Annotated in this window: 25 protein-coding genes; 7 read left to right on the top strand and 18 right to left on the bottom strand. The window is 35.0% G+C overall.

The genetic code is table 11. The features are described 5' to 3' along the window. Positions 1–11 precede the first annotated feature (11 nt). Both ACEPXD_RS07085 and ACEPXD_RS07080 read right to left on the bottom strand, forming a co-directional pair. On the bottom strand, positions 12–1,703 hold the full coding sequence (locus ACEPXD_RS07085; protein WP_391121578.1) for a MutS-related protein: 1,692 nt from the start codon (positions 1,701–1,703) through the stop codon (positions 12–14). Between the two features lie 254 nt (positions 1,704–1,957). Then, a complete protein-coding gene (locus tag ACEPXD_RS07080; RefSeq protein WP_391121575.1) occupies positions 1,958–2,830 on the bottom strand; it encodes a LysR family transcriptional regulator in 873 nt (290 codons plus the stop codon). A gap of 113 nt (positions 2,831–2,943) precedes the next feature. On the opposite strand from ACEPXD_RS07080, the gene ACEPXD_RS07075 reads away from it, so the two are divergent. After that, entirely contained in the window at positions 2,944–3,606 is a 663-nt protein-coding gene (locus ACEPXD_RS07075) for a YczE/YyaS/YitT family protein (protein WP_391121572.1), read from the top strand. Positions 3,607–3,886: 280 nt separating this feature from the next. On the opposite strand, the gene ACEPXD_RS07070 is transcribed toward ACEPXD_RS07075, so the two are convergent. Further along, positions 3,887–4,138, bottom strand: a complete 252-nt coding sequence (locus ACEPXD_RS07070) for a YqkE family protein (protein WP_391121569.1) — start codon at positions 4,136–4,138, stop codon at positions 3,887–3,889. Between the two features lie 17 nt (positions 4,139–4,155). Beyond that, positions 4,156–5,337: an acetyl-CoA C-acetyltransferase gene (locus tag ACEPXD_RS07065; RefSeq protein ID WP_391121566.1), complete on the bottom strand. Its 1,182-nt coding sequence runs from the start codon at positions 5,335–5,337 to the stop codon at positions 4,156–4,158. Between the two features lie 144 nt (positions 5,338–5,481). Between ACEPXD_RS07065 and ACEPXD_RS07060 the strand changes: the two genes are divergently transcribed. Then, positions 5,482–6,378 (top strand): hydroxymethylglutaryl-CoA lyase, encoded by an 897-nt coding sequence (locus ACEPXD_RS07060; RefSeq protein WP_391121563.1) that lies wholly within the window; start codon positions 5,482–5,484, stop codon positions 6,376–6,378. Positions 6,379–6,389: 11 nt separating this feature from the next. Then, positions 6,390–7,319, top strand: coding sequence for an alpha/beta hydrolase (locus tag ACEPXD_RS07055; RefSeq protein ID WP_391121560.1), 930 nt, complete (start codon positions 6,390–6,392; stop codon positions 7,317–7,319). Positions 7,320–7,343: 24 nt separating this feature from the next. On the opposite strand, the gene ACEPXD_RS07050 is transcribed toward ACEPXD_RS07055, so the two are convergent. The 5 genes from ACEPXD_RS07050 to ACEPXD_RS07030 form a co-directional block, all read right to left on the bottom strand. Beyond that, positions 7,344–7,565, bottom strand: a complete 222-nt coding sequence (locus ACEPXD_RS07050; protein WP_391121557.1) for a YneF family protein — start codon at positions 7,563–7,565, stop codon at positions 7,344–7,346. 165 nt (positions 7,566–7,730) lie between these two features. Then, on the bottom strand, positions 7,731–9,731 hold the full coding sequence (gene tkt, locus ACEPXD_RS07045) for a transketolase (RefSeq protein WP_391121554.1): 2,001 nt from the start codon (positions 9,729–9,731) through the stop codon (positions 7,731–7,733). 85 nt (positions 9,732–9,816) lie between these two features. Further along, entirely contained in the window at positions 9,817–10,050 is a 234-nt protein-coding gene (locus ACEPXD_RS07040) for a DUF896 domain-containing protein (RefSeq protein WP_391121551.1), read from the bottom strand. A gap of 65 nt (positions 10,051–10,115) precedes the next feature. Further along, entirely contained in the window at positions 10,116–10,763 is a 648-nt protein-coding gene (locus tag ACEPXD_RS07035; protein ID WP_391121548.1) for a recombinase family protein, read from the bottom strand. Then, positions 10,760–11,077, bottom strand: a complete 318-nt coding sequence (locus tag ACEPXD_RS07030; protein ID WP_391121545.1) for a LysM peptidoglycan-binding domain-containing protein — start codon at positions 11,075–11,077, stop codon at positions 10,760–10,762. The genes ACEPXD_RS07035 and ACEPXD_RS07030 overlap by 4 nt, the downstream gene beginning before the upstream one ends. Before the next feature lie 171 nt (positions 11,078–11,248). Between ACEPXD_RS07030 and lexA the strand changes: the two genes are divergently transcribed. Continuing rightward, positions 11,249–11,866, top strand: coding sequence for a transcriptional repressor LexA (gene lexA, locus ACEPXD_RS07025; RefSeq protein ID WP_151699570.1), 618 nt, complete (start codon positions 11,249–11,251; stop codon positions 11,864–11,866). 172 nt (positions 11,867–12,038) lie between these two features. On the opposite strand, the gene ACEPXD_RS07020 is transcribed toward lexA, so the two are convergent. From ACEPXD_RS07020 to ACEPXD_RS06995, 6 genes are all read right to left on the bottom strand, one after another. Continuing rightward, positions 12,039–12,608, bottom strand: coding sequence for a manganese efflux pump MntP family protein (locus ACEPXD_RS07020; RefSeq protein ID WP_391121542.1), 570 nt, complete (start codon positions 12,606–12,608; stop codon positions 12,039–12,041). A 167-nt stretch (positions 12,609–12,775) separates the two neighbouring features. Then, positions 12,776–13,219, bottom strand: coding sequence for an OsmC family protein (locus ACEPXD_RS07015; RefSeq protein ID WP_391121539.1), 444 nt, complete (start codon positions 13,217–13,219; stop codon positions 12,776–12,778). A gap of 20 nt (positions 13,220–13,239) precedes the next feature. Then, the gene (locus ACEPXD_RS07010; protein WP_391121535.1) at positions 13,240–13,986 is read right to left on the bottom strand and encodes an amino acid ABC transporter ATP-binding protein; all 747 of its coding nucleotides are present in this window, start codon (positions 13,984–13,986) and stop codon (positions 13,240–13,242) included. Positions 13,987–13,999: 13 nt separating this feature from the next. After that, the gene (locus ACEPXD_RS07005) at positions 14,000–14,641 is read right to left on the bottom strand and encodes an amino acid ABC transporter permease (RefSeq protein ID WP_391121533.1); all 642 of its coding nucleotides are present in this window, start codon (positions 14,639–14,641) and stop codon (positions 14,000–14,002) included. Positions 14,642–14,659: 18 nt separating this feature from the next. Then, positions 14,660–15,472, bottom strand: a complete 813-nt coding sequence (locus tag ACEPXD_RS07000) for a substrate-binding periplasmic protein (RefSeq protein ID WP_391121530.1) — start codon at positions 15,470–15,472, stop codon at positions 14,660–14,662. Between the two features lie 454 nt (positions 15,473–15,926). Beyond that, a complete protein-coding gene (locus ACEPXD_RS06995) occupies positions 15,927–16,526 on the bottom strand; it encodes a peptidoglycan DD-metalloendopeptidase family protein (RefSeq protein WP_391121527.1) in 600 nt (199 codons plus the stop codon). 339 nt (positions 16,527–16,865) lie between these two features. Here ACEPXD_RS06995 and ACEPXD_RS06990 point away from each other — a divergent pair, with 339 nt between their 5' ends. Continuing rightward, the gene (locus tag ACEPXD_RS06990) at positions 16,866–17,258 is read left to right on the top strand and encodes a DUF1259 domain-containing protein (RefSeq protein ID WP_391121523.1); all 393 of its coding nucleotides are present in this window, start codon (positions 16,866–16,868) and stop codon (positions 17,256–17,258) included. Between the two features lie 505 nt (positions 17,259–17,763). Next, the gene (locus ACEPXD_RS06985) at positions 17,764–17,946 is read left to right on the top strand and encodes a hypothetical protein (RefSeq protein ID WP_391121521.1); all 183 of its coding nucleotides are present in this window, start codon (positions 17,764–17,766) and stop codon (positions 17,944–17,946) included. A gap of 461 nt (positions 17,947–18,407) precedes the next feature. Here ACEPXD_RS06985 and ACEPXD_RS06980 read toward each other — a convergent pair whose 3' ends face one another. Then, complete coding sequence (locus tag ACEPXD_RS06980; RefSeq protein ID WP_391121518.1) at positions 18,408–18,779, bottom strand: hypothetical protein; 372 nt, start codon at positions 18,777–18,779, stop codon at positions 18,408–18,410. A gap of 407 nt (positions 18,780–19,186) precedes the next feature. Here ACEPXD_RS06980 and ACEPXD_RS06975 point away from each other — a divergent pair, with 407 nt between their 5' ends. Then, complete coding sequence (locus tag ACEPXD_RS06975) at positions 19,187–19,354, top strand: YjcZ family sporulation protein (protein ID WP_391121515.1); 168 nt, start codon at positions 19,187–19,189, stop codon at positions 19,352–19,354. A 291-nt stretch (positions 19,355–19,645) separates the two neighbouring features. On the opposite strand, the gene glnA is transcribed toward ACEPXD_RS06975, so the two are convergent. Together glnA and ACEPXD_RS06965 are read right to left on the bottom strand one after the other, a co-directional pair. Next, the gene (gene glnA, locus ACEPXD_RS06970; protein ID WP_391121512.1) at positions 19,646–20,980 is read right to left on the bottom strand and encodes a type I glutamate--ammonia ligase; all 1,335 of its coding nucleotides are present in this window, start codon (positions 20,978–20,980) and stop codon (positions 19,646–19,648) included. Between the two features lie 12 nt (positions 20,981–20,992). Continuing rightward, positions 20,993–21,403: a MerR family transcriptional regulator gene (locus ACEPXD_RS06965; RefSeq protein ID WP_391121510.1), complete on the bottom strand. Its 411-nt coding sequence runs from the start codon at positions 21,401–21,403 to the stop codon at positions 20,993–20,995. Between the last annotated feature and the right edge of the window lie 118 nt (positions 21,404–21,521).

Genomic DNA, 21,521 nt, shown 5'->3' with positions numbered 1-21,521 from the left:
AGTTAAAAATTTTATCTCTCATAGATGACATCCAATGCATTCATTTCTTCCCATTCACGCCTTTCTGTGAAATACTCTGCTAACCCATTTGCCTTTTTTGTGATGCTTTCTGGATAATCCAATATACCAAGAAGCTTTATAGCGTTTCTCGTTTTTGATGGACCAGAATGGATTGTATAATCGAATTGAACTTTTCCATTTTCAATCGATTCACTGAAATGATAATTTACATACACTTTTCTAGCCATTTCGGTTAATTCAATATCGTGTGACGCAATGATATTCATTCCTTTATTCGAAGAAAGCCATTCCATCATTGCAGCCGATGCAGCTATTCGTTCAATCGTATTAGTTCCCTTCAGTATTTCATCAATGAAAGAGATACTTGGTTTACCTTGTTCACATAGACGAATAATTCGTTTGAGTGACTTTATTTCCGCTATAAAGTAACTATCCCCATCTAACACATTATCCTGAATCGCCATTGAAGTTACGATATAGCTAGGTTTCATTGTCCAGTTTTCCGCTAACACTGTATTAATCGTTTGCGCCAAAATAGTATTAATGGCAATTGCCTTGATATACGTTGATTTCCCTGATGCGTTAGAACCTGTAATAAGTGTGGACTTGCCGAGAATCGATGTGTTTGTCACCGGATTTTTAATAAGTGGATGAGCCATATTTTCAAATGAAAGCTCCTCCCCCTCCACGAATGTAGGAGTACAATATGAAACTAGTGATTTACGGTAAAACGCAACTGCTATCCCCGCATCCAGTTGACCTACACGTTGCCATAATTCACGATATTCATCTTTATGATTTGAAATCGTTTTAATAATATTGTTATAAGAAATAAAATCCAATAAAAATAATATTCGAATATACTCAAAAATGGCATCAAAATCTCCGTTACTTCCTTTTCCTAACGAAATTATATTGTTCAGCACTAAAATTTTCTTGATCGGCTGAACTTTATCCTTGAACTCGTTAGCAAATGTTGTAAACTTCGGATGTTTGACGGATGAAAAACGTTTTCCTGCATGAATGATAGAAGCAATGTACGCAGTCGAGTATAGTTCATTCTCTAATGCAGTTTTATTTTTGTAATATACGATTGTGTTAATTAGAAAAGATCCTACTAAACTCAGTATCCCGAATTTTAAGCTATAAAACATCAAGAAAATGGACGCAAATGGCAATAAGCCAAGTAGCATATAAACAGCTACATATTTAATATTATACCTAGCCTCTTCATAGAAAAACGAAGAAGAATTTGTATAATTCTGTTTTCCAAGACTTGATAATATGAGTAGAATCTCTTCTCGTAATGATTGTTCACTTTCCATTAATCTGTAGAGTTCTTCTTTTTCCTGTATATCTTCAAGGGGTGGATTAATATCTCGAAGCTGATTAAATAAATATTCTGATCCTACCGAAGACTGCGTGTAATTGATTTTTTTGAAAACGGTATCCATTGATAAATCATCCCACGTCAACTGATCAATCCCATCATATATTGGTTTCCTATCTTTTTTGTTTTCCCAGTACATTGAAACCGATTGATGATCCTCGCTCCGCGCCAAGAACTCTCCTGATTCCCACTCTTCCCTAAACCTATTAATTTTTTTCTTTTTTTTCATTAAAATTTGATAAGCAAAGAATATAATCACAACTAATATGAGAATTACTAATGAATTATTCAATCTTCCCACCTCTATTACTTTTATATAAGCATTCTACGAAGTAGTTGTCTAAAAGTTTCATAATTTTCCATAAGTACCTAGAGTGATGTGATTTAACAGTGATAAGACTAAAATGAAAAAATGCTCCTTTCGCCATTGGAAAAGAGCATTTTTTCATTTTAGTTCACTCCATGATAGAAAATTATGCTCTAACAAACCAAGATACTGTGTACCATATATTGCCTCCCCCATAGTATTTGTAGAGGAAGTCTGGGTTAATTCACCATTTCCCAAAATTGTGCTGCTGCTTTTGAAATTGGTTCATCTTTTAATTTCATCATAACCGGCTCTACACTAAAATCAAATTGTTGAAGTTCGTAAATCTTTAAATGTTCTAAAAACAAAGATTTATAGTGCATTCTTGGAATAATAGTTATACCTATTCCTCGATTAACAAGTGCAACGACCATCGGAATATCTTTGCATTCAACCATAATATTCGGTTTTACCTCATATTCATCAAAGGCGTTTAAAATATTTTCATAAAAGGAGTGTCCTTCCATAGCGCCTAACATAATAAAAGGGAAATCTGCAATTTCCTTAAATGTAGGCTGAGTTGAGAGGGAGGATGTCCATTTGTTAGGAACTATTAGTATTGCAGGTTGTTTTTTTAAAGCTTTGTTCTCATATTGCTCCGTATTGCTTGGTCTTATCAGTAAAGCTATATCAATTTCTTTTTCTTTTAGCTTCTTTAGTAACCCTTCCGAGTCACCAGAAACGATGTTGACTTTGATTTGTGTATATTGTTCTCTAAAGTCTGCAATATAATCAATCAACATATTAGAACATGCGGATGAAACACCAATACGTACCGTCCCCGCAGTACCCTCTTCTATTTCAAGAATATGTCTCTTGACTTCATCCATTTGGCTTAATAACTGTTCTGCATATTGATATAACAATTGACCAGATTCGGTCAGCTCCCATTTTTGACGATAACGATGAATTAATGTTGCCCCTAATTCCGTTTCGAGCTTTTTTAATAGCTGACTTAATGGAGGTTGCGCAATATTCAATACCTCAGCAGCCTTTGAAATGCTTCCCTGTTTAACAATTTCTTTATAATAATGTAATTGACGAATATCCATTTCCCAACTCCGTTATATGTATTTTCATATGACATATATAATAAATATATATTTTTCATATATCGAATGACATGTTACGATAAATATAGATTATTTCTAGAAAGAAGGATTTTATGAAACACATTAATGTGACCTTGAAACGTCTTAGTTTGTACATAATTGGTTTGTTTTTTCTATCACTTGGCGTCAGCTTCTCAATACTCGCCGCTCTTGGTGTTTCACCAGTCTCCTCGTTAGCCTATGCGCTTTCTCTAACCTCAGGTTTATCAGTAGGAATTATGACAATCATAGCAAATATTTTATTTATCGCCATACAAGTGATTTTAAATAAACGATTAGATTTGAAAGAATCTGTCGTGCAATTAATCATTACATTTTTATTCGGATTCTTTATGGATGCAACTCTATACCTCGTGAAATTATTTCCCACACCCGAAACATTAGTAATGCGTTGGGTATTTTTAATTTTAAGCTTATTTATTGTTGCGATTGGTTTATTTGGATATTTCAATGCTAAATTTCCATTAATGCCGTATGATGCGTTAACTTATGCAATAAGCGAAAAATTTAATATGAAGTTTAGTAAGGCCAAAATTTCGAGTGATCTAGTGAATGTTTGTGTGGCAGGTTTAGTATGTATTATTTTCATTCACTCATTAGGGTCAATTGGCATTGGTACACTAATTGCAGCATATTTCATCGGTAAAATTTTAGGATGGATAATGCCACGTTATCATAAATACTTAGTAAGCTGGATTAATAAAAAAAAGATATAAATATTCATGAAGTTGAAGAAAATGACGTGACAACTCAAACGGAAAAAAAGAGTCTTTCCTCTTAAAATGACAATTTATCGATAATCTGAAGCCGATTAAATAATCGGCTTTTTTTAATTTTTTATGGACTGCATAACAGAAACTTTGAAGTGTACTAGTTCAGTCCCCAATTAAAATAGTCGTTATATTTATATTAATATCCAATAAAAAATCACCTCAACCCTAAGAACTTTATAGAGATGAGATAATTTTAATCAAACTTAATTATATAGGTACTTTATTAAAACTTCGAACCACCGTATCCATATTCATCTAGTAATTCTTCAAATGATTTGTTTTTTTCCTTCTGCTTTTTTTCAAAAAGAAGTTGAGCTTGTCTTTCTTCTTCTTTCTCTTGCTCCTCAGCCATTAGTTGTTTCTTTGTTTCTTTTAATTTAGCTAGCACATCCAATGAAAGTTGGTCGAATAGACCATTTGTTTCTTCTTTTGAAGTAGCAGATTTTACGGGTTGTCTTTGTTTTTTCTTTGCCAATTTGTTCACCTTCTTTTTTAACGTTTAACGATAGTAGCTACTCCTTGACCTCCACCGATACATAGTGTCGCAAGTCCTGTTTTTGCATCTTGTTTCACCATTTCATGAAGTAAAGAAACAAAAATACGTGCTCCACTTGCTCCAATTGGATGTCCTAAAGCTATAGCTCCACCATTTACGTTTAGTTTATCATGATCAAATGAAAGCTCTCTATCTACCGCAATTGATTGTGCAGCGAATGCTTCATTTGCCTCGATTAAATCAATGTCAGCAAGCGAAATTTGTGATTTGCTTAATACTTTTTTCACTGCTTCTACTGGCCCAATGCCCATAACGCTTGGATCTACTCCTGCAGATGCATTTGCCACAATTGTTGCTAAAGGTTTTAAGCCTAGTTCTTCTGCTTTCGCTTTCGACATTACTACTACAGCTGCTGCTCCGTCATTAATACCAGACGCATTTCCCGCAGTTACAGATCCATCTTTCTTGAAAGCTGGACGTAATGTACTTAATTTTTCTTGTGTTGAGCCTTTTTTCGGATATTCGTCCGTATCAAATACGATTGGATCACCTTTTCGCTGTGGAATTTCAACAGGAATGATTTCATCAACAAACTTTCCTTCTTCGATCGCTTTTTCCGCTCGGGCCTGAGAACGAGCAGAAAAAGCGTCTTGCTCTTCTCTAGTGATATTATATTGATCGCATAAGTTTTCAGCAGTGATCCCCATATGATAATCATTAAATGCACACCATAAGCCATCTGATATCATACTATCCACCACTTTTTGATCACCCATACGGAAGCCATCTCTAGCATTTTTCAATAGATAAGGAGCTTGGCTCATATTTTCCATTCCACCAGCCACGATAATTTCCGCATCTCCTGCAATGATTGCTTGTGTTGCAAGATGGATTGCTTTTAGGCCAGACCCACATACTTTATTTATTGTCAGTGCTGGTATGGATACTGATAATCCCGCTTGGATAGATGCTTGTCTTGCTGGATTTTGTCCTAAACCTGCTTGAAGTACATTCCCCATAATGACTTCATCCACTAAATCTTTTGAAACTCCTGCTTTTTCTAACGCTTTATCAATTACAATTGCACCTAGTTTAGTTGCTGGAACATCTTTTAACGCCCCTTGAAATGTTCCAATAGCAGTTCTTACTGCACTTACGATAACTACTTCGTTTGACATGTTATTTCCTCCTCATAATCCCCTAATATAAAATTCCCATCGACGCTTGTATCCGCTTTATTCTTTAATTTAATTCTTCCGAATAAAAATTAAAGTTTGCTTGTTTAACCATCCATTCCTTACAATATAGTTGGAGGGATGATTATGTTTAGTTTACCAAAAAAAGTGACAATTATCGAGGTCGGTCCGAGAGACGGATTACAAAATGAGAAAAACGAAGTACCAACAGGGGTAAAATTAGCATTTATCGAAAAGCTTCAATTAGCTGGTGTCGAAGAGATGGAGTTGACCTCTTTTGTATCACCAAAATGGGTACCCCAAATGAAAGATGCGAAAGAAATTGTTGAAAGTGCCACAAAACTAGGAAGACAGTTTGTACTAACACCAAATGTTAAAGGTGTAGAACTTGCCAAACAAGCTGGAGCTAATAGTTTCGCTGTTTTTGTAGGTGTTTCAAATAGCTTCAATGAAAAAAATATTAATAAAACAACCGAAGAAAGTTTGCTAGTGCTTAAGCCTATCGTGGAGTCACTTCTAAAAGAAGGTCATTTTGTTCGTGCCTGTATTTCTACTGCCTTCTATTGCCCATATGAAGGAGCAATTGATCCTGTTAAAACAATCGAATTATGTAGAGAATTTGTCTCATGGGGTGTACATGAATTAAGCGTTGCAGACACTATAGGTATGGCTAATCCTAAAGAAAGTTATTTGCTATTTGAGCGCATTAAAAAAGAATTCCCAACAACTTTAATTACAGCACATTTTCATGATACACGAAAAATGGGCTTAGCAAATATTTTTGCAGCACTTCAAGCAGGAGTGGATCGTTTCGATAGCTCCGCTGGTGGGTTAGGCGGTTGTCCTTTTGCTCCAGGTGCAACAGGAAATGTTGCAACGGAGGATGTTGTGAATATGCTACACCAAATGAATATTGAAACAAATATTCATCTTGATTTATTGGTAAATGCTATCGATATCATTGCACCTTATGTGTCTAGACCAATTGATACAGGAATGTATAAACTAAGTAAAAGTAATTAGGAGTTGATGCGATGAAAAAACGTGTAATCATTTGGACTAGTTTATTAACAAGTATTTTAACCGCTGCCGCTACTGTACTAGGCTATTTTGTGACAAATAAACTCATGTATATGAAGAAAAAAGAAGATGAATTTATATTAAATCGAGAAATTACATCTAAACGTTTTGACGAAGCTTGGTTTAAAACAGTCAATAAAACCGAGAAATGGATTGAATCGAAAAACAGTTACTCACTTAAAGCGATTTTTGTCGAACCATTACAAACAAATAATTATGTCGTTATTTGTCACGGTGTAACGGAAAATAAAATTAATTCACTAAGGTTTGTCCGAATGTTTGAACGATTAGGTTTCAACAGCGTAGTATATGATCATCGCCGCCATGGAGACTCTGGTGGAAAAACAACTAGTTTTGGTTATTATGAAAAGATTGACTTACAATCCATTATTGAAGTAGTGCGTGATCGTGCTGGTGACAATGCCATTATTGGAATTCACGGAGAATCAATGGGTGCAGCAACTACCCTACTGTATGCAGGCTCCATAAAAGATGATGCAAATTTTTATATTTCTGATTGTTCTTTTTCAGATTTTGAAGACCAAGTGTTGAATATTATGCGTCAAACTACACCACTTCGATCTAGTTTAGCAATACGTTTTGCTAACTTATTTTTAAAAATGAGAGACGGCTATACATTAAATCTTGTCTCTCCCATCGATGTAGTGGATCATATAGAAAAACCCGTACTATTTATCCATAGTTTACAAGATGATTTTATACTTCCTAAAATGACGGAAGAATTGTTTGAGAAGAAAAAAGGACCAAAAACTTTAAAATTTTTCGAATTAGGGGCTCATGCCAAATCTTTTAATGAAAATAGCGAGGAGTACGAACAAGTAGTTGCAGATTTTTTACAACAAAATAATTTATTGAATAAATAAAAGCACTCGAAAGTGAGTGCTTTTTTATTTTTGCATTTTATTCATTTGATTCATCATTTGTTTTACTTGTTTTTCAGAAGGCTTACGTCCCATTTGAGCCATCATCATACGAAGCATTTGTTCATTGATTGGTGGATTTTCTTTTAAATATTTCATCATATATTTACGTGCCGCAAAAAATCCAATTGCTGCACCACCGATTAACGCAACGATTACGATAATAATCCAAATCCATGTATCTAACATCTTTTCTCCTCCTTTACGTTCTTGTCTACGTGTACAAGACACCATTGAAAATTATACTATAGATTCTTTATGCATTCTATATTTAATTATTATTTATCAATTATTAATAAAAAGAGGTAGCTCATAGATTCCTTTATAGGAGTCACATGAACTACCTCATATTTCTTATTTTTGAAGTAAGTTTTTCATTTTAGAAACGACATTTTCTACGGAGAAGCCGTATTCTTTCATTACAATTTCACCAGGAGCGCTTGCACCAAATTTATCGATTGCAATAACATCTCCTTCAAATCCAACATAACGATGCCACCCAAGAGATGATCCCATTTCAATAGCAAGTCGTTTAGTTAAATGTGATGGAAGTACTGATTTCTTATATGCTTCATCTTGTTGCTCAAATAGATCCCAAGATGGCATAGATACTACCGAAACTTGAATTCCTTCAATTGCAAGTGCTTTTTGTGCTTCCACTGCAAGACTTACTTCTGAACCAGTTGCAAGAAGTAATGCTTCCGCATTATCATTTGGAGAAACAATATATGCACCTTTTGAAACTCCTTCTTTTGCTTGATCCACTGAACCTTTAAGAGTAGGTAAGTTTTGTCTTGAAAGGACAAGTACAGTCGGATGATCTTTCGAAGAAACCGCAAGCTTCCACGCTTCATTTGTTTCAATAGCATCTGCAGGACGGATTACAGATAAACCTGGCATCGCTCGCAATGAAGCTAAATGTTCGATTGGCTCATGTGTTGGACCATCTTCTCCTACTGCAATACTATCATGTGTAAATACGTACGTTACTGGAAGTCCCATAAGAGCAGATAGTCGAATAGCTGGTCTAACATAGTCACTGAATACGAAGAATGTACCACCAAACACATGTAACCCACCATGAAGCGCCATACCGTTAAGAGCAGTACCCATAGCAAATTCACGTACACCAAACCAAATATTTTTACCCTCGTAATTGTCAGCAGAAAAGTCTCCTGCATTCTTCATCGTCGTTTTGTTTGATCCTGCTAAATCCGCACTACCTCCGAAGAAAGATGGTAAGTTTTGTGCTATAGCATTAATGGCATCGCCTGAAGCGGAACGTGTTGCATGTGATGTCCCTTCTTCATAAGTCTTCATCGCAGTATCAAAGTTTTCAGGTAGATCTCCGCTAATTGCTTGTTTTAAAGTAGCTGCAAGTTCAGGAAACTCCGAAGAAAACGCATTAAACTTTTCATTCCAAGCTCCTTCTTCTGCAACACCAAGAAGATTAGAAGCTTCTTTAAACGTTTCATATACTTCTACTGGCACATAGAAATCTTCTTCAGATGACCATTTGTAAGCCTCTTTCGCTAATAGTGACTCTTCTTTTCCAAGTGGCATACCATGAGCGTCAGATTTCCCTGCTCTATTCGGTGAACCAAATCCAATTACTGTTTTAACCTCAATAATTGTTGGTTTATCGTTTTGAGATTTAGCTTTTTCAATTGCAGTGGAAATAGCTTCAATGTCATTTCCGTCTTGCACGAAAATATAATTCCAGCCATATGATTCAAAACGTTTTTCTATTTTCTCAGAGAACGATTTATGCAAGTCACCATCTAAAGAAATATCATTACTATCGTATAAAACGATTAATTTATCTAATTGTAAATGTCCAGCAAGCGAAATTGCTTCTGCTGCTACACCCTCCATTAAATCCCCATCTCCACAAAGTGCAAATGTATAATGATCTACAACTTCAAAGTTTGGACGATTGTACGTAGCGGCCAAGTGTGTCTCTGCCATTGCCATACCAACAGCCATTCCAATTCCTTGCCCTAGGGGACCTGTTGTTGCTTCTACACCCGCTGTATGTCGAAACTCGGGATGACCTGGTGTTTTTGAATTCCATTGACGGAAGTTTTTAATCTCTTCCATTGGTAAGTCATACCCACCAAGATGAAGTAAACTATATAAAAGCATAGATCCATGCCCCGCTGATAAAACAAAACGGTCACGATTAAACCAGTTTGGATTATTTGGGTTATGGCGAAGATGTTTTGTCCAAAGCGTATATGCCATTGGTGCGGCCCCCATAGGAAGACCTGGATGACCGGAGTTTGCTTTATCTATTGCATCAATAGATAGAGTACGGATGGTATTAATTGCAAGTAAATCTGAATGTAATGACATTTGTGACATCCTCTCAAGCTAATTTTTTCTATACTTCTAGTTTAGACAACAATGTATGCATTATCAATGGTTTCTTAATGATTTGTTAATTCAGAAATTTCCCTTTTTTAGCTTGTTTTACTTTAAGTGGAGTTACATCATTACCAGCAGGGTCTATTACTTTTACACTTTCGATTGTATCCCTCATCGTTGAACGAAATGTCTCTAAATATTCTTTTCTTAATGCACTTTGCTCTTTTGCTTCTTCAATAGATAATCCAGTTGATTTTGATTTTCTTGAAAGTTCGCTTATTCGCGTAAGTTTTTCTTTACTTAACATAAGATTCACCCTTTAAATTTTATTCTAATTTAAAGGTAAGGAAAAAACGCACAGAGTGCAAGCCTTTAACCTTCGTGTGTATCCATAAATTCAATAAATCGTCTATGAACAGTTGCTTTACTAATTTCAAAACCTAATCCTTTTAATGTGGATGCAATTTCTTCATAAGTTAAACCTACATTACGTAATCTTACTATTTCTTGAACTGGAACTTCAATACGGTCCCTACCTTCAGGGTTACCTCGTGTTTTTAAATTTCTCTCTGGGCGAAATCCTTGGGAAACCGCGCGCTTCATTCCTCGTTTAATTTTCGCATTATGTAGTTTCCGTTGATACTCTTCGACTAATGCAAGAATTTCTAATAACATTGAATCCATTTCATTTAAATTCAAAACTCCTTTGTCTTGTAAAGTAAAAACGGATGTATTCGTTTTTTGCAATAGATGTAATACGGCCATCCTGCCGTTACCACGCCCAATACGAGTTTCATCTTGCACAAACACAGCTTTTATTTGTTGTTCTTTTACAAAGGATAATAAATCAAGAAGTCCATCTCTTTCAATGTCATAGCCACTATGTTTATCTACAAATACACCCGCTACCTCATAGCCTTGTTGAGCAGCAAACTGTGATAACTCTTCTTCCTGCCTTACTAAAGATGTTTCTTGCGTCTCTTTTTCTGTGCTAACTCGGCAATAAATGACTGCTTTCATCGACTAACACCTGCTAATTCTGTGGAATAATCATGATTAATGCGTTCTGATCCATTGGGGATAATCAGTGTATCTCCAGCTTTAATATGTGCAGTATGTAAGTTATTTAATGCCATTACTTCATTTATCCAAGCTTCCTTTGACTTTTCTGAGCCAAATTTATCAGCAAGCTTCCATAACGAATCTCCATGTTCTATTGTAATAGGATAATTTTCTCTTTCACCTTGAGAATTAAGAAGTACAATTGTCATAATAAAAGTTAGACTTAAACCTATAAATAAAGTGATAAAATAATTTTTTTTTAATAGTTTCATCAAAAAACCTCCATTTTAGAATACCTGTTCGTTTTATATATTCTAATAATAAAACGAACACATGTTTTTTGTCAACACCTTTTCAGAACCTATGTTTGCATATTATTTTAGAGACTGATATACTGTAAATAAGAAAGAATAAATTAATATTATTTAAAAGAGGTGAATGTATTGAAGAAAGCATCTAAAAGACAAGAAGATATTTTAGCGTTTATAAAAGAGGAAGTTCGAAAAAAAGGATATCCACCTTCCGTACGCGAGATAGGTGAGGCAGTAGGACTAGCTTCTAGCTCAACTGTACATGGCCATTTAGCTAGATTGGAAAGCAAAGGATTGATAAGAAGAGATCCTACTAAACCACGTGCAATTGAGATACTAAACGGTGCAAATTCGATAGAAAAACAAGGTGTAGTTCACGTCCCTTTAATCGGTAAAGTAACCGCTGGACTTCCAATTACAGCAATCGAAAATGTGGAAGAGTTTTTCCCTCTTCCTGAAACTTTCGGCACATCAGATGATCACTTGTTCATGCTTGAAATTATGGGCGACAGTATGATAGAAGCAGGAATATTAAATGGAGATTATGTTGTTGTTAAACAACAACAATCTGCTAATAATGGCGAAATAGTTGTTGCTATGACAGAAGATGATGAAGCAACTGTAAAACGTTTCTTTAAAGAAAAATCTTTTTTCCGCCTGCAACCTGAAAACTCTTCGATGGATCCAATTATCGTCAATGAAGTAACGATACTTGGTAAAGTTGTTGGTGTATATCGTCATATGCAATAAATTCTCTGTAACTTGACATATTCTACTATAATGTTTATTATTATGTAGAGCCGATATCATACTAAAACGAAAAGTGGACATTTTCGTTTTAGTCATCGAAAAAACCCCTTTACCTTTTTGGTTGAGGGGTTTTTATTTTATACAATTATTATGGTTGAGGGCTTTAAGAGACCTAGTCAAGCATTTCATATATCCCAATAAAAATAAGTAACCATCCCGAAATGGTTATTGAATAGTTACCAATAAACGTTTTATTAAGTAACAAACCAAAACGGCTTCCAATTCCAACTGTTAAAACTGAAAAAAATCCAATAGAAATAACTGTCCAAATAGCAGAAATCCCACTTGCTCCTATTGCAATTCCACTTACTAAACAGTTTACAGATAAGATAAACCCTAAGGTAATTGCTTCTCTAATTGAAATGATATTATTTCCGTCTTTATCAATATTTTCTGTTTTATTAGAAGAATTCTTATTCGAAAATTTACTCGATATAATAGTCCATAACCCGATTATACAAAGCAGGGAACTACCAAAGAAGTTTCCCAGTAAGTTTGGGATATGCGATGTGATCACTTCTCCACTTACGACTGCAACATAAGCCACCATCATAGAAATAATTGCAATCGTTACGTTCGATAATATAGGGATTTTCGTTTGTTTTATTCCATAGGCCAAGCTTATTCCTAAATTGTCTAGATTAGCTGCTATCCCTATCAGGATAATTGTTATCCAATGCATATTTTCCTCCCCAAGATCATTGATCTCTATTTATAAGGATATGCAGAAAAAAAATATTTGTTAAAAAACATTACTAACGTGGTATTTTCAAGAATAAAACTCCTTCAGCATATGAATGAAGGAGTTTTAATTCAGTTAAAAAGTATTATAACGAGTAACTTTAGCAGCTATTGTAAGCTGTGCTGTTTTCCTTGAAGATCAATTTCTTCGTCATTTAAGATTAAACGATGGGTAATATCTGCTTTTAAAGACGCGGATACAGCGCAATATTTTTCTTCTCCCAGTTTAATTGCACGTACTACTTTTTTCGCATCGATATCCCCTTTTACATCAAATAAAAGCTCCGCTGCAGTAAACGCAGTTGGCAATTCCTCTCGACGAGAACCATTTACTATAATTTCGATGGATTTAATTTTTTCTAAATGTGGTTTTAAGATCATTGTCACATCAATTCCAATACATCCTGCTAGAGCACTGAGTAACATTTCTGTTGGTGTAGGTGCTTGACCTTCACCCCCATAATTCGGTGTTGCGTCCATAGTCATTGGGTAACCTGAAGGACCTTTTGCTTCAAAAGCACGTCCCCCTTGCCAAATTGCTCTTACTTCCATCGTTATCAACCTTTCTGCTCTTAAAATTCTTTTACTTTTGCTAAAAATCTTTGTGCACGCTCTGTAGCAGGATGTTCAAAGAACGCCTTTGGTTCCGCATCCTCGATGATCTTTCCATCCGCCATAAACAAAATACGATCAGCGACATCTTTGGCGAAATTCATTTCATGTGTTACGATCACCATCGTCATTCCTTCATCTGCTAATTCTTTCATCACTTTTAACACTTCTCCGACTAGTTCAGGATCTAAAGCTGACGTCGGTTCATCAAATAGCATGATTTGTGGTTCCATTGCAAGTGCACGAGCAATTGCAACACGTTGTTGTTGACCACCTGATAGTTTGGAAGGATAATCATCTTCTTTTTCTTGAAGATCAACACGTTTCAATAATTCGGTAGCCATTGTTTTTGCAAGTTCTTTTGATTGTTTCTTGACTACAATTAAAGCTTCCATTACATTTTCAATAACCGTTTTATGTGGATATAAATTAAATTGCTGAAAGACCATGCCGGTATCTTGACGAATGGCATGAATTATTTTTTGGCGTACTTTTTTCTTATGGGTTGCTTGTAATAGATGATTATTAACAGAAATAGATCCGCTTGTGATTATTTCTAGTCCGTTTATGCAACGTAAAAAAGTACTTTTTCCCGAACCGCTTGGTCCAACGACTGCGACAACTTGATGGGCGGGAATCGTCAATGAAATATTTTTTAACACCTCATGTTGACCATAGCTTTTGGATAAATCTATTGCTTGTATCAAAACTTTCCCCCCTCTAGTATACCGATAGTCGTTTCTCTATTTTGTTTAAAATAAATGTAAATAATGTGCTCATAATCCAGTACATCACTGCAATCGATACATAAAATGGCATGTACACGTAATATTGTGCAACTAATAACTGAGCTGAACGTAATAACTCTGTTACAGTAATAACTGAAACTAATGATGTTTCTTTTAACATACCAACAAAGGTATTCCCAAGTGGAGGTATAGCGATACGAATTGCTTGAGGTATGACAATTCTTCTAATAGCTTGAGCTTCCGTCATACCAGTTGCAAGTGCAGCTTCAGTCTGCCCAGTAGGCACCGCTTGAATAGCCCCACGGAATGCTTCTGAAACATACGCTCCAATATTTATACTTAGTGCTATATATGCGGCTGTTAATGCTCCTAATTCAATCCCATAGTCGACGAGTCCATAATAAACAATGACAATTTGAACAAGTGGCGGCGTTCCTCGAATAATCGATACATACACTCTCGCTATTGTACGAAAGAAACGATTGCCCTTTAAACGGGCAATCGCTGTAATTAAACCAATAATTAGACCAAAGAACATAGATACCACTGTAATTAATAATGTATAATAAGCCCCTTTCAGCAAAAAGGGCAAATTATCAATTACTACATCCATAGAAACTACCTTCTTTCTTTAATCAACTTTTGGCTCTTCTCCAAACCATTTTACGAAGATTTTTTTATATGTACCGTCTTGTTTCATATCAGCCAATGCTTTATTTAAAGCATCAACTAGTTCTGTATTCCCTTTTTTCACAGCTACGGCAGCTTTATCGGATTTTATAGGTTCACCAACGACTTTCACTTTAAATCCATTTTCTTCAATAATAGGTTTTAAAGAGTATACGTTATTAATTGTTGCATCTGCACGACCCGCATCTAAATCTTTTAAGGTGGTGATGACATCATCATACGTGTTGATTTTAAAGTCTCCTACTTTTGGCATTAAATCATTACGTAAAAATGCTTCATCATTAGTTCCTAAACCTACAGCAATTTTCTTCCCTTTGAAATCTTCTACAGACTGAATAGTTGTATTATCGTCTTTTACAATCACTTTTACTTCATTTGTAATATAGGGTTCTGTAAAACCAATTTGTTTTTCTCGATCTTCTGTAATAGTTACTTGACTAACTAAGATATCGAATTTTCCTTTTTGTAATCCAGGAATTAATCCAGAAAATTCTTGGGCAACAAAATTCACTTTTACATTTAAGCGTCTAGCTAATTCTTTCGCGATATCAACGTCAAAGCCGTCGTACACTTTATCCTTGTTCATGAAATTATAGGGTGCATATGTCCCCATAATCCCTACTGTCAATTCCCCTTTATCTTGTATAGCTTTTAATGAATTTTTATCGTTTCCTTTAGTCGAATTATTACCACAAGCCCCTAACAACAAGACTGTAATTACTGCTAGAGCCAATAAAACCTTACTTTTTTTCATCACATTTTCCTCCTTATTTTAAAATCTAAACTAACCCAAAAATTCAAAATTAACAGCTCATTAACCAAATGCTCCCTATATCCATTTGACACAACTTGTCATTTAATAATGGGAAGAAAGATTTTCAGCGCAAAGCAAATTGTTTTTGTCGTTTTTTGTTCTCCATCCTACATATTCTCCATGTTTGATACATAAGCCATTTTAATCCTATAAGATTACTATACATTAGTCAATTACTCTTTATTATTCTGATTTCTCTGTTTATCCACTCTGCATAGTAGGGTAGAAATTTTAAGTTGAACAATCGGACATCTCTATTATCACTTTTGTATGTATCCATTTTATCCTTAACCTGATTATTCCCCAGAACAAGCAGTAATATAATAATTTGCATAAAAATCTTCTTAAAAAATGCGGACGTAAAGTATATTCCGTCCGCTCAGCGTTTTTTTTATCAAAAGATGCGACTTTGTATACTAAATTCCTTATTCTTCCTTTTTAAAAAAACTCTCCAAAAGGATATGTCTAAATTTACGAAATCCACTATTTTTAACAATTTTTTTAGTGCACGGAGTGTTAAGTGTCCAACTATTCCGTCTGGAGTTAATCTTTTAGCTTTTTGAAATGCTTTAATCGATGCAACAGTTGCTGGACCTTCAATTCCATCCACCACAATTTTATACCCTGCTTTTACTAAAAGCCTCTGTATTTCTACCACTTCCGTAACGACAATATAATATAAAGAATTTACCGCATTAAGTTGACCGGCAACGTACTTTGGAACATGAATTTCAAAGTGCAAATGTACTCCTGTAGCATTTCCTGTGTCACCTTTTATACCAATTTGTTGGCTTTGTTTAACAACCTGTCCAATTTTAACAGAGATTGATTTGAGATGAGCGTACAATGTTTTGTATTCTTCGCCATTTAGTTGATGAGCAATTGTTACAGTATTACCATATCCCTCTATAACTTTTGCTCTTGCAACTGTACCACTTGCTAATGAAATAATTTTTGTGCTTCCGTCATTACCAAAGTCTACACCCTTATGCACTCTCGAAGTATTAGTTTCAGAGTTTTTTCGCAACTGTGCAAATCATTAGGTAATACGTCCTTCACAAGGCTTAATAAACAACATATTTTCCCCTCCTTTCAATTCTTTTGGATCCGCTTGTACTACCAATGCTTCACTCTATTAGTAAATGCAATTACTAGTTAGATTGCATTGTCAATCTTCATCACTTTATTAAAGTAATATTTTCTTGTTTCCTTTTAACTACCCTAACTTTTCTTTGTCTCTTTTGGACAAGATTCATTTACTTTCCCTCGCTCATATTTTAGAAAAAGAGGTAATTAGCTTTTTCTCATTAATATTAATCAGGAGTGTGTATCTTTGGAGAGCATTCAAGCTATTTGCAACCAATACGGACAAATCGTTAACGGAAAAGCTAGTGTAAAGCAAGGTGCTTGTTCAGTGGAACTTGAGCGTAATCTTCACCTTACCATTCAAGGTCGTCCTAGTAGAAGTGCACTTCCTGCAGGAATAACATTTGAATCACTAGATTCTGAAGGAAATGCATTGAACCTTGGGGAAGTAGCAGTTCTTCAAGAAGAGTTGCCAGAATTTGTTCAAGCTTTAGTTAATAATAATTTAATAGTTAGCGCTATTCACAACCACTGGATCTTCACCAATCCAACTATTTTATATGTACATTTTCAATCTGTTGAACCCCCTCTATCTTTTGCACACAAATTTGTTAAAGCATTTCAATTATTAAATCATTAGTAAGAGTTTTAAAGTACTCGGAAATAATCAATTTTAATAGAAGCGTAAGCACCATTAAGTGCATTTTGACTTTTTTATTTCCATATTACTTTGGAATGCACATCAGTTACACAATTACAGTTAGAATTCAAAAGGATCGCGAAGTGACTACGTCACTACACGATCCTTTTTCGGTAATCTTTTGGCTGGTATTTGTCTGTCGACCTCTTGGTAAGGTGCATAAAATTTGGGTAAAAAGAGACTAAATCCTATCCTTTACTATTTAAAATCGGACGAAGATATTTCATCCGCTCAGCGCTGCTTTATCAATGAATACTATCTATATTTATCTAGTGCCACTGTCTAAATGATATACCACTTGAATTATATAAACTTTGAAAGATAAAAGTCAAAAAAATCAATATGCAATATCTTAAATTATTCCTAAATTCAAGCATTTCTTTTTCCCTAAAAATAGCGCATAATAAAAGTAATTATAAAGAACCACAGAAGGGATTAATGACCTATGACACTTATGAAGCATGAACTCGAACTTTTGTTAGATGATTATGATAAATGCGACAATTTGTCTATTAAGGAAAAAATACTAATAGATATTAATCTATTAAATGAGGCTTTAACTATTTTGCAACAGGACGAGCAAAACCAACTTTTTTTAATGAACATCAAAAAGTCTCAAACGAAATAATAGTATGAATACCCTAGTCCCATTTTTCAAAAATATAATAAGCTCATATAAGTTTATAGTAGAATCACACGTAATTATCACCAAAAATATCCAGTAAATTACTAGTTAATTTGGCGATAGAACACTAGACACTCGGTTTATAGCCGCTTATAAATTGCTTTGAACTGAACGTTCAATACACCATTATCGTGATTTCTGGATGAGGGGGAATGCGACTTTGTCGCATCCCCCCTCATTTTTTCCGGTAATCGTGTGGTAGTCATTCGTCCGTCGCTCTCCAGAAGCACAGTTAAACAAAGTGCCAAAGCTTTTGGGAATCAAAGAATAGACTTTCTTCGATTTTAAAGCAAGTGTCACCTTCTTACATTGCACCTCCATACGACTAGTACTTCTTTGCAAAAATAAGCAAGGAACGTATGATAAGTAAGTGGTTTAATCGACAGGCGTATTATAGAAGCGACTTATTCAACGATATGGATAGCTTTCATACCAATTAATAATGTTTTCGCATCTTCGTTCAAATATTGTTTTATATCTTTTCTCATTAATAGATCCGAATTGCTTTTGATCGACATTTTCAAACCTCTAACATCAAATTTTGAGGCATATGCATTAATGGCATGAATCACGTTCATTTCAGCTCGATTTAATGGTTTTATATGTGGTTCAATATTGTCTTTTAAAATCTGTAACAATGATCTTGCATTACTTCCGAGAAGATGTCTATTCTCATTTATTAATTCCATATTTTCTTCCATAATTTTTCTTGCAGAAACAAAATCTAAATTGTCCATAACTTCATTCATTTTTTTCATTAATTCATTTATATCCATAATAACACCTCTGACCTATTTCTATTGTTATCGGTCTTACCAAATTATTATCAATAGTTAAAAAGGTATAGCACTTCAACCCCCTCGGCTCACGATTATAAACCCTTAAAAATAAGTATAGCTTTTTTATCAAAATTACGATGGAATGCTTCTTACAAATAGCTTACTTAATTAATTTCCCCTAAGTACAATGCCCTGATACTTTTCTAATAATTGAATAAGCTATCATATAAAACTACCTGCCACACCAACACACCACCCTTGAGAGGCGTCTGTGTTTTTAGTCTCAAAATCACCAGTCAACAGAATGCCTCTTTAAAATATTTTCTAAAAACCAAACAGATTAATCACACAGACATTTTTTATAGACATAGAATGAACTATCCCATATAGAGGAGGTGTACAATTTGAGTGAAGCAGTTGGTGGATACGGGCAAAGAAATGGTTCAGGATTCGCTTTAATTATTGTTCTGTTTATTCTTTTGATTATTATTGGCGCAAGTTTCTTAAACACTGGTGGCGGTTACGGCGGCGGTTACGGCGGTTACGGCGGTGGATACGGTTGCGGTTGCTAACTAAGGGCTTAAAGCCAATATCTTGAGTACATTTGAGACAGGTTTTATGACCTGTCTTTTTTCATGACTAGTCCAATTACTTTTTCCTGTGTTTTTACCCCGGTACTTTTAGATCATGTTTTCAAAAAACAAAAAAAAGACACCGAACGAGTCAACTCACGACTGAACGATGTTTTCAAATAATATTTTTTTACACTTTTTTCGGGGTGAAACGGGGGTGCAAATGATTTTATAAAATCATTTCACGAAAACACCCCAATAATAACCCCTAAAAAGCCAGTAATTACAGACTTAATACATTTTCAAATATTGTTCACGTTCCCATGGATGTACAACTGTGCGGAACATATCCCATTCAATTTCTTTAGCTTCTACAAAGTTAGCGTAAATATGCTCACCAAGGGCACCACGGATTATTGGGTTTTTGCCTAGTTCTTGAATTGCTGAATGAAGTGAAGATGGCAAGTTGTAGACACCATGTTCATTTCTTTCTTCTTCGGTCATGACATAAATATTGCGATCTACTGCAGGTGGTGGTGTTAATTTGTTTTTAATTCCATCAAGTCCTGCTTGTAGTATAACCGCCATAGCAAGGTATGGATTTGCAGCTGGGTCCACGGAACGAACTTCAATACGTGTACTTAAACCTCTTGAAGAAGGAATACGAATTAATGGGCTTCTATTTTGACCTGACCAAGCAACGTAGCATGGAGCTTCATAACCTGGTACTAATCGTTTATAAGAGTTTACTGTCGGGTTTGTAATAGCAGTAAAACTTTGTACATGCTTTAAGACACCAGCCATAAACTGCATAGACGTTTCACTCATTTTATTATCAGCAGATTCATCAAAAAATGCATTTTCTTCACCCTTAAATAAAGAAACGTTAAAATGCATTCCAGATCCAGCTACCCCGAAAAGTGGCTTTGGCATAAACGTTGCATGTAAACCATGTTTACGAGCAATTGTTTTAACTACTAACTTGAATGTTTGGATGTTATCACAGGCAGTTAATGCATCTGCATATTTAAAGTCGATCTCGTGCTGTCCAGGAGCTTCTTCATGGTGAGACGCTTCAATTTCAAAACCCATTTCCTCTAACTCAAGTACGATATCACGACGGCAGTTTTCACCTAAATCCATTGGAGCTAAGTCAAAATAACCACCATGGTCATTTAGTTCAAGCGTCGGTTCACCTTGTGCATCTAATTTAAATAAGAAAAATTCAGGTTCAGGTCCTAAGTTAAAACTTGTAAACCCTAACTCTTCCATCTCTTTTAAAACTCGTTTTAAGTTATTACGTGGATCTCCAGCAAAAGGTGTTCCATCTGCTTTATTCACGTCACAGATTAATCTAGCCACTTTACCTTTACCTGTAATCCAAGGAAACACTACCCATGAATTTAAATCCGGTACTAAGTACATATCCGATTCTTCAATGCGAACGAACCCTTCAATCGAAGAGCCATCAAACATCATTTTATTGTCGAGAGCTTTATCGAGCTGACTCACTGGAATTTCAACGTTTTTAATCGTACCAAGGATGTCAGTAAACTGAAGACGAATAAAATTCACCTCATTTTCTTGAACGAATTTTTTTATGTCTTCTTTTGTATACTTGCTCATTATTTCACTCTCCTATTGATTTTTATATATGAACCCCGCATTAACTTTAAAAGCGAGAGAGTTCCCTTGTCTTAGTGATGCGCGTTGGTGTCTTTGAGCAATTTGCATTTCTTCTCTAAAGATTGCTCGTAATTGTGCATCAGAAATAGCTTGTTGCACTTCTTTAGTGGAAGTTGGATTGTTTTTCATTTCAAATATTTGTTTAATACCAGCAATGTTTACTCCAGAGGATATCATATCTTTTATTTCTAATAAAAGATCAATATCATCCAGCGAAAACATACGCTGCTTTCCTTCCGTTCGTGCAGGCTGCACTAGTTCATGCTCTTCATAATAACGAATTTGCCTTGCTGTTAAGCCTGTTAACTGCATCACGATATTCATGGATAACAACGGCATCGAACGTCTCCATTCCTTTTCCATCACTGCACCCCCAGTTGAATATAGTAATACTATATATTACGTAAGCTTTCCTGTCAATTTCATGTTAGGTAAGCTGACATTAAAAAATAAATACAAAAAAACCACTTTCTTTTTAACC

It is taken from the genome of Psychrobacillus sp. L3 (assembly GCF_042945595.1).
GTDB lineage: Bacteria > Bacillota > Bacilli > Bacillales_A > Planococcaceae > Psychrobacillus.
The sequence above is the reverse complement of the archived record's forward strand: the minus strand, read 5'-3'. Positions and strand labels throughout refer to the sequence as shown.

Excerpts from the sequence above, each read along its gene's own strand:
- ACEPXD_RS07020 (WP_391121542.1), bottom strand. The coding sequence starts at position 12,608 with ATGCATTGGATAACAATTATCCTGATAGGGATAGCAGCTAATCTAGAC.
- ACEPXD_RS07065 (WP_391121566.1), bottom strand. The coding sequence starts at position 5,337 with ATGTCAAACGAAGTAGTTATCGTAAGTGCAGTAAGAACTGCTATTGGA.
- ACEPXD_RS07000 (WP_391121530.1), bottom strand. The coding sequence starts at position 15,472 with ATGAAAAAAAGTAAGGTTTTATTGGCTCTAGCAGTAATTACAGTCTTG.
- glnA (WP_391121512.1), bottom strand. The coding sequence starts at position 20,980 with ATGAGCAAGTATACAAAAGAAGACATAAAAAAATTCGTTCAAGAAAAT.
- ACEPXD_RS07040 (WP_391121551.1), bottom strand. The coding sequence starts at position 10,050 with ATGTTAAGTAAAGAAAAACTTACGCGAATAAGCGAACTTTCAAGAAAA.
- ACEPXD_RS07055 (WP_391121560.1), top strand. The coding sequence starts at position 6,390 with ATGAAAAAACGTGTAATCATTTGGACTAGTTTATTAACAAGTATTTTA.
- tkt (WP_391121554.1), bottom strand. The coding sequence starts at position 9,731 with ATGTCATTACATTCAGATTTACTTGCAATTAATACCATCCGTACTCTA.
- ACEPXD_RS07080 (WP_391121575.1), bottom strand. The coding sequence starts at position 2,830 with ATGGATATTCGTCAATTACATTATTATAAAGAAATTGTTAAACAGGGA.
- ACEPXD_RS07030 (WP_391121545.1), bottom strand. The coding sequence starts at position 11,077 with ATGAAACTATTAAAAAAAAATTATTTTATCACTTTATTTATAGGTTTA.
- ACEPXD_RS07005 (WP_391121533.1), bottom strand. The coding sequence starts at position 14,641 with ATGGATGTAGTAATTGATAATTTGCCCTTTTTGCTGAAAGGGGCTTAT.
- ACEPXD_RS07035 (WP_391121548.1), bottom strand. The coding sequence starts at position 10,763 with ATGAAAGCAGTCATTTATTGCCGAGTTAGCACAGAAAAAGAGACGCAA.
- ACEPXD_RS07075 (WP_391121572.1), top strand. The coding sequence starts at position 2,944 with ATGAAACACATTAATGTGACCTTGAAACGTCTTAGTTTGTACATAATT.
- ACEPXD_RS07015 (WP_391121539.1), bottom strand. The coding sequence starts at position 13,219 with ATGGAAGTAAGAGCAATTTGGCAAGGGGGACGTGCTTTTGAAGCAAAA.
- ACEPXD_RS07050 (WP_391121557.1), bottom strand. The coding sequence starts at position 7,565 with ATGTTAGATACATGGATTTGGATTATTATCGTAATCGTTGCGTTAATC.
- ACEPXD_RS06980 (WP_391121518.1), bottom strand. The coding sequence starts at position 18,779 with ATGGATATAAATGAATTAATGAAAAAAATGAATGAAGTTATGGACAAT.
- ACEPXD_RS06965 (WP_391121510.1), bottom strand. The coding sequence starts at position 21,403 with ATGGAAAAGGAATGGAGACGTTCGATGCCGTTGTTATCCATGAATATC.
- ACEPXD_RS06985 (WP_391121521.1), top strand. The coding sequence starts at position 17,764 with ATGACACTTATGAAGCATGAACTCGAACTTTTGTTAGATGATTATGAT.
- ACEPXD_RS07060 (WP_391121563.1), top strand. The coding sequence starts at position 5,482 with ATGTTTAGTTTACCAAAAAAAGTGACAATTATCGAGGTCGGTCCGAGA.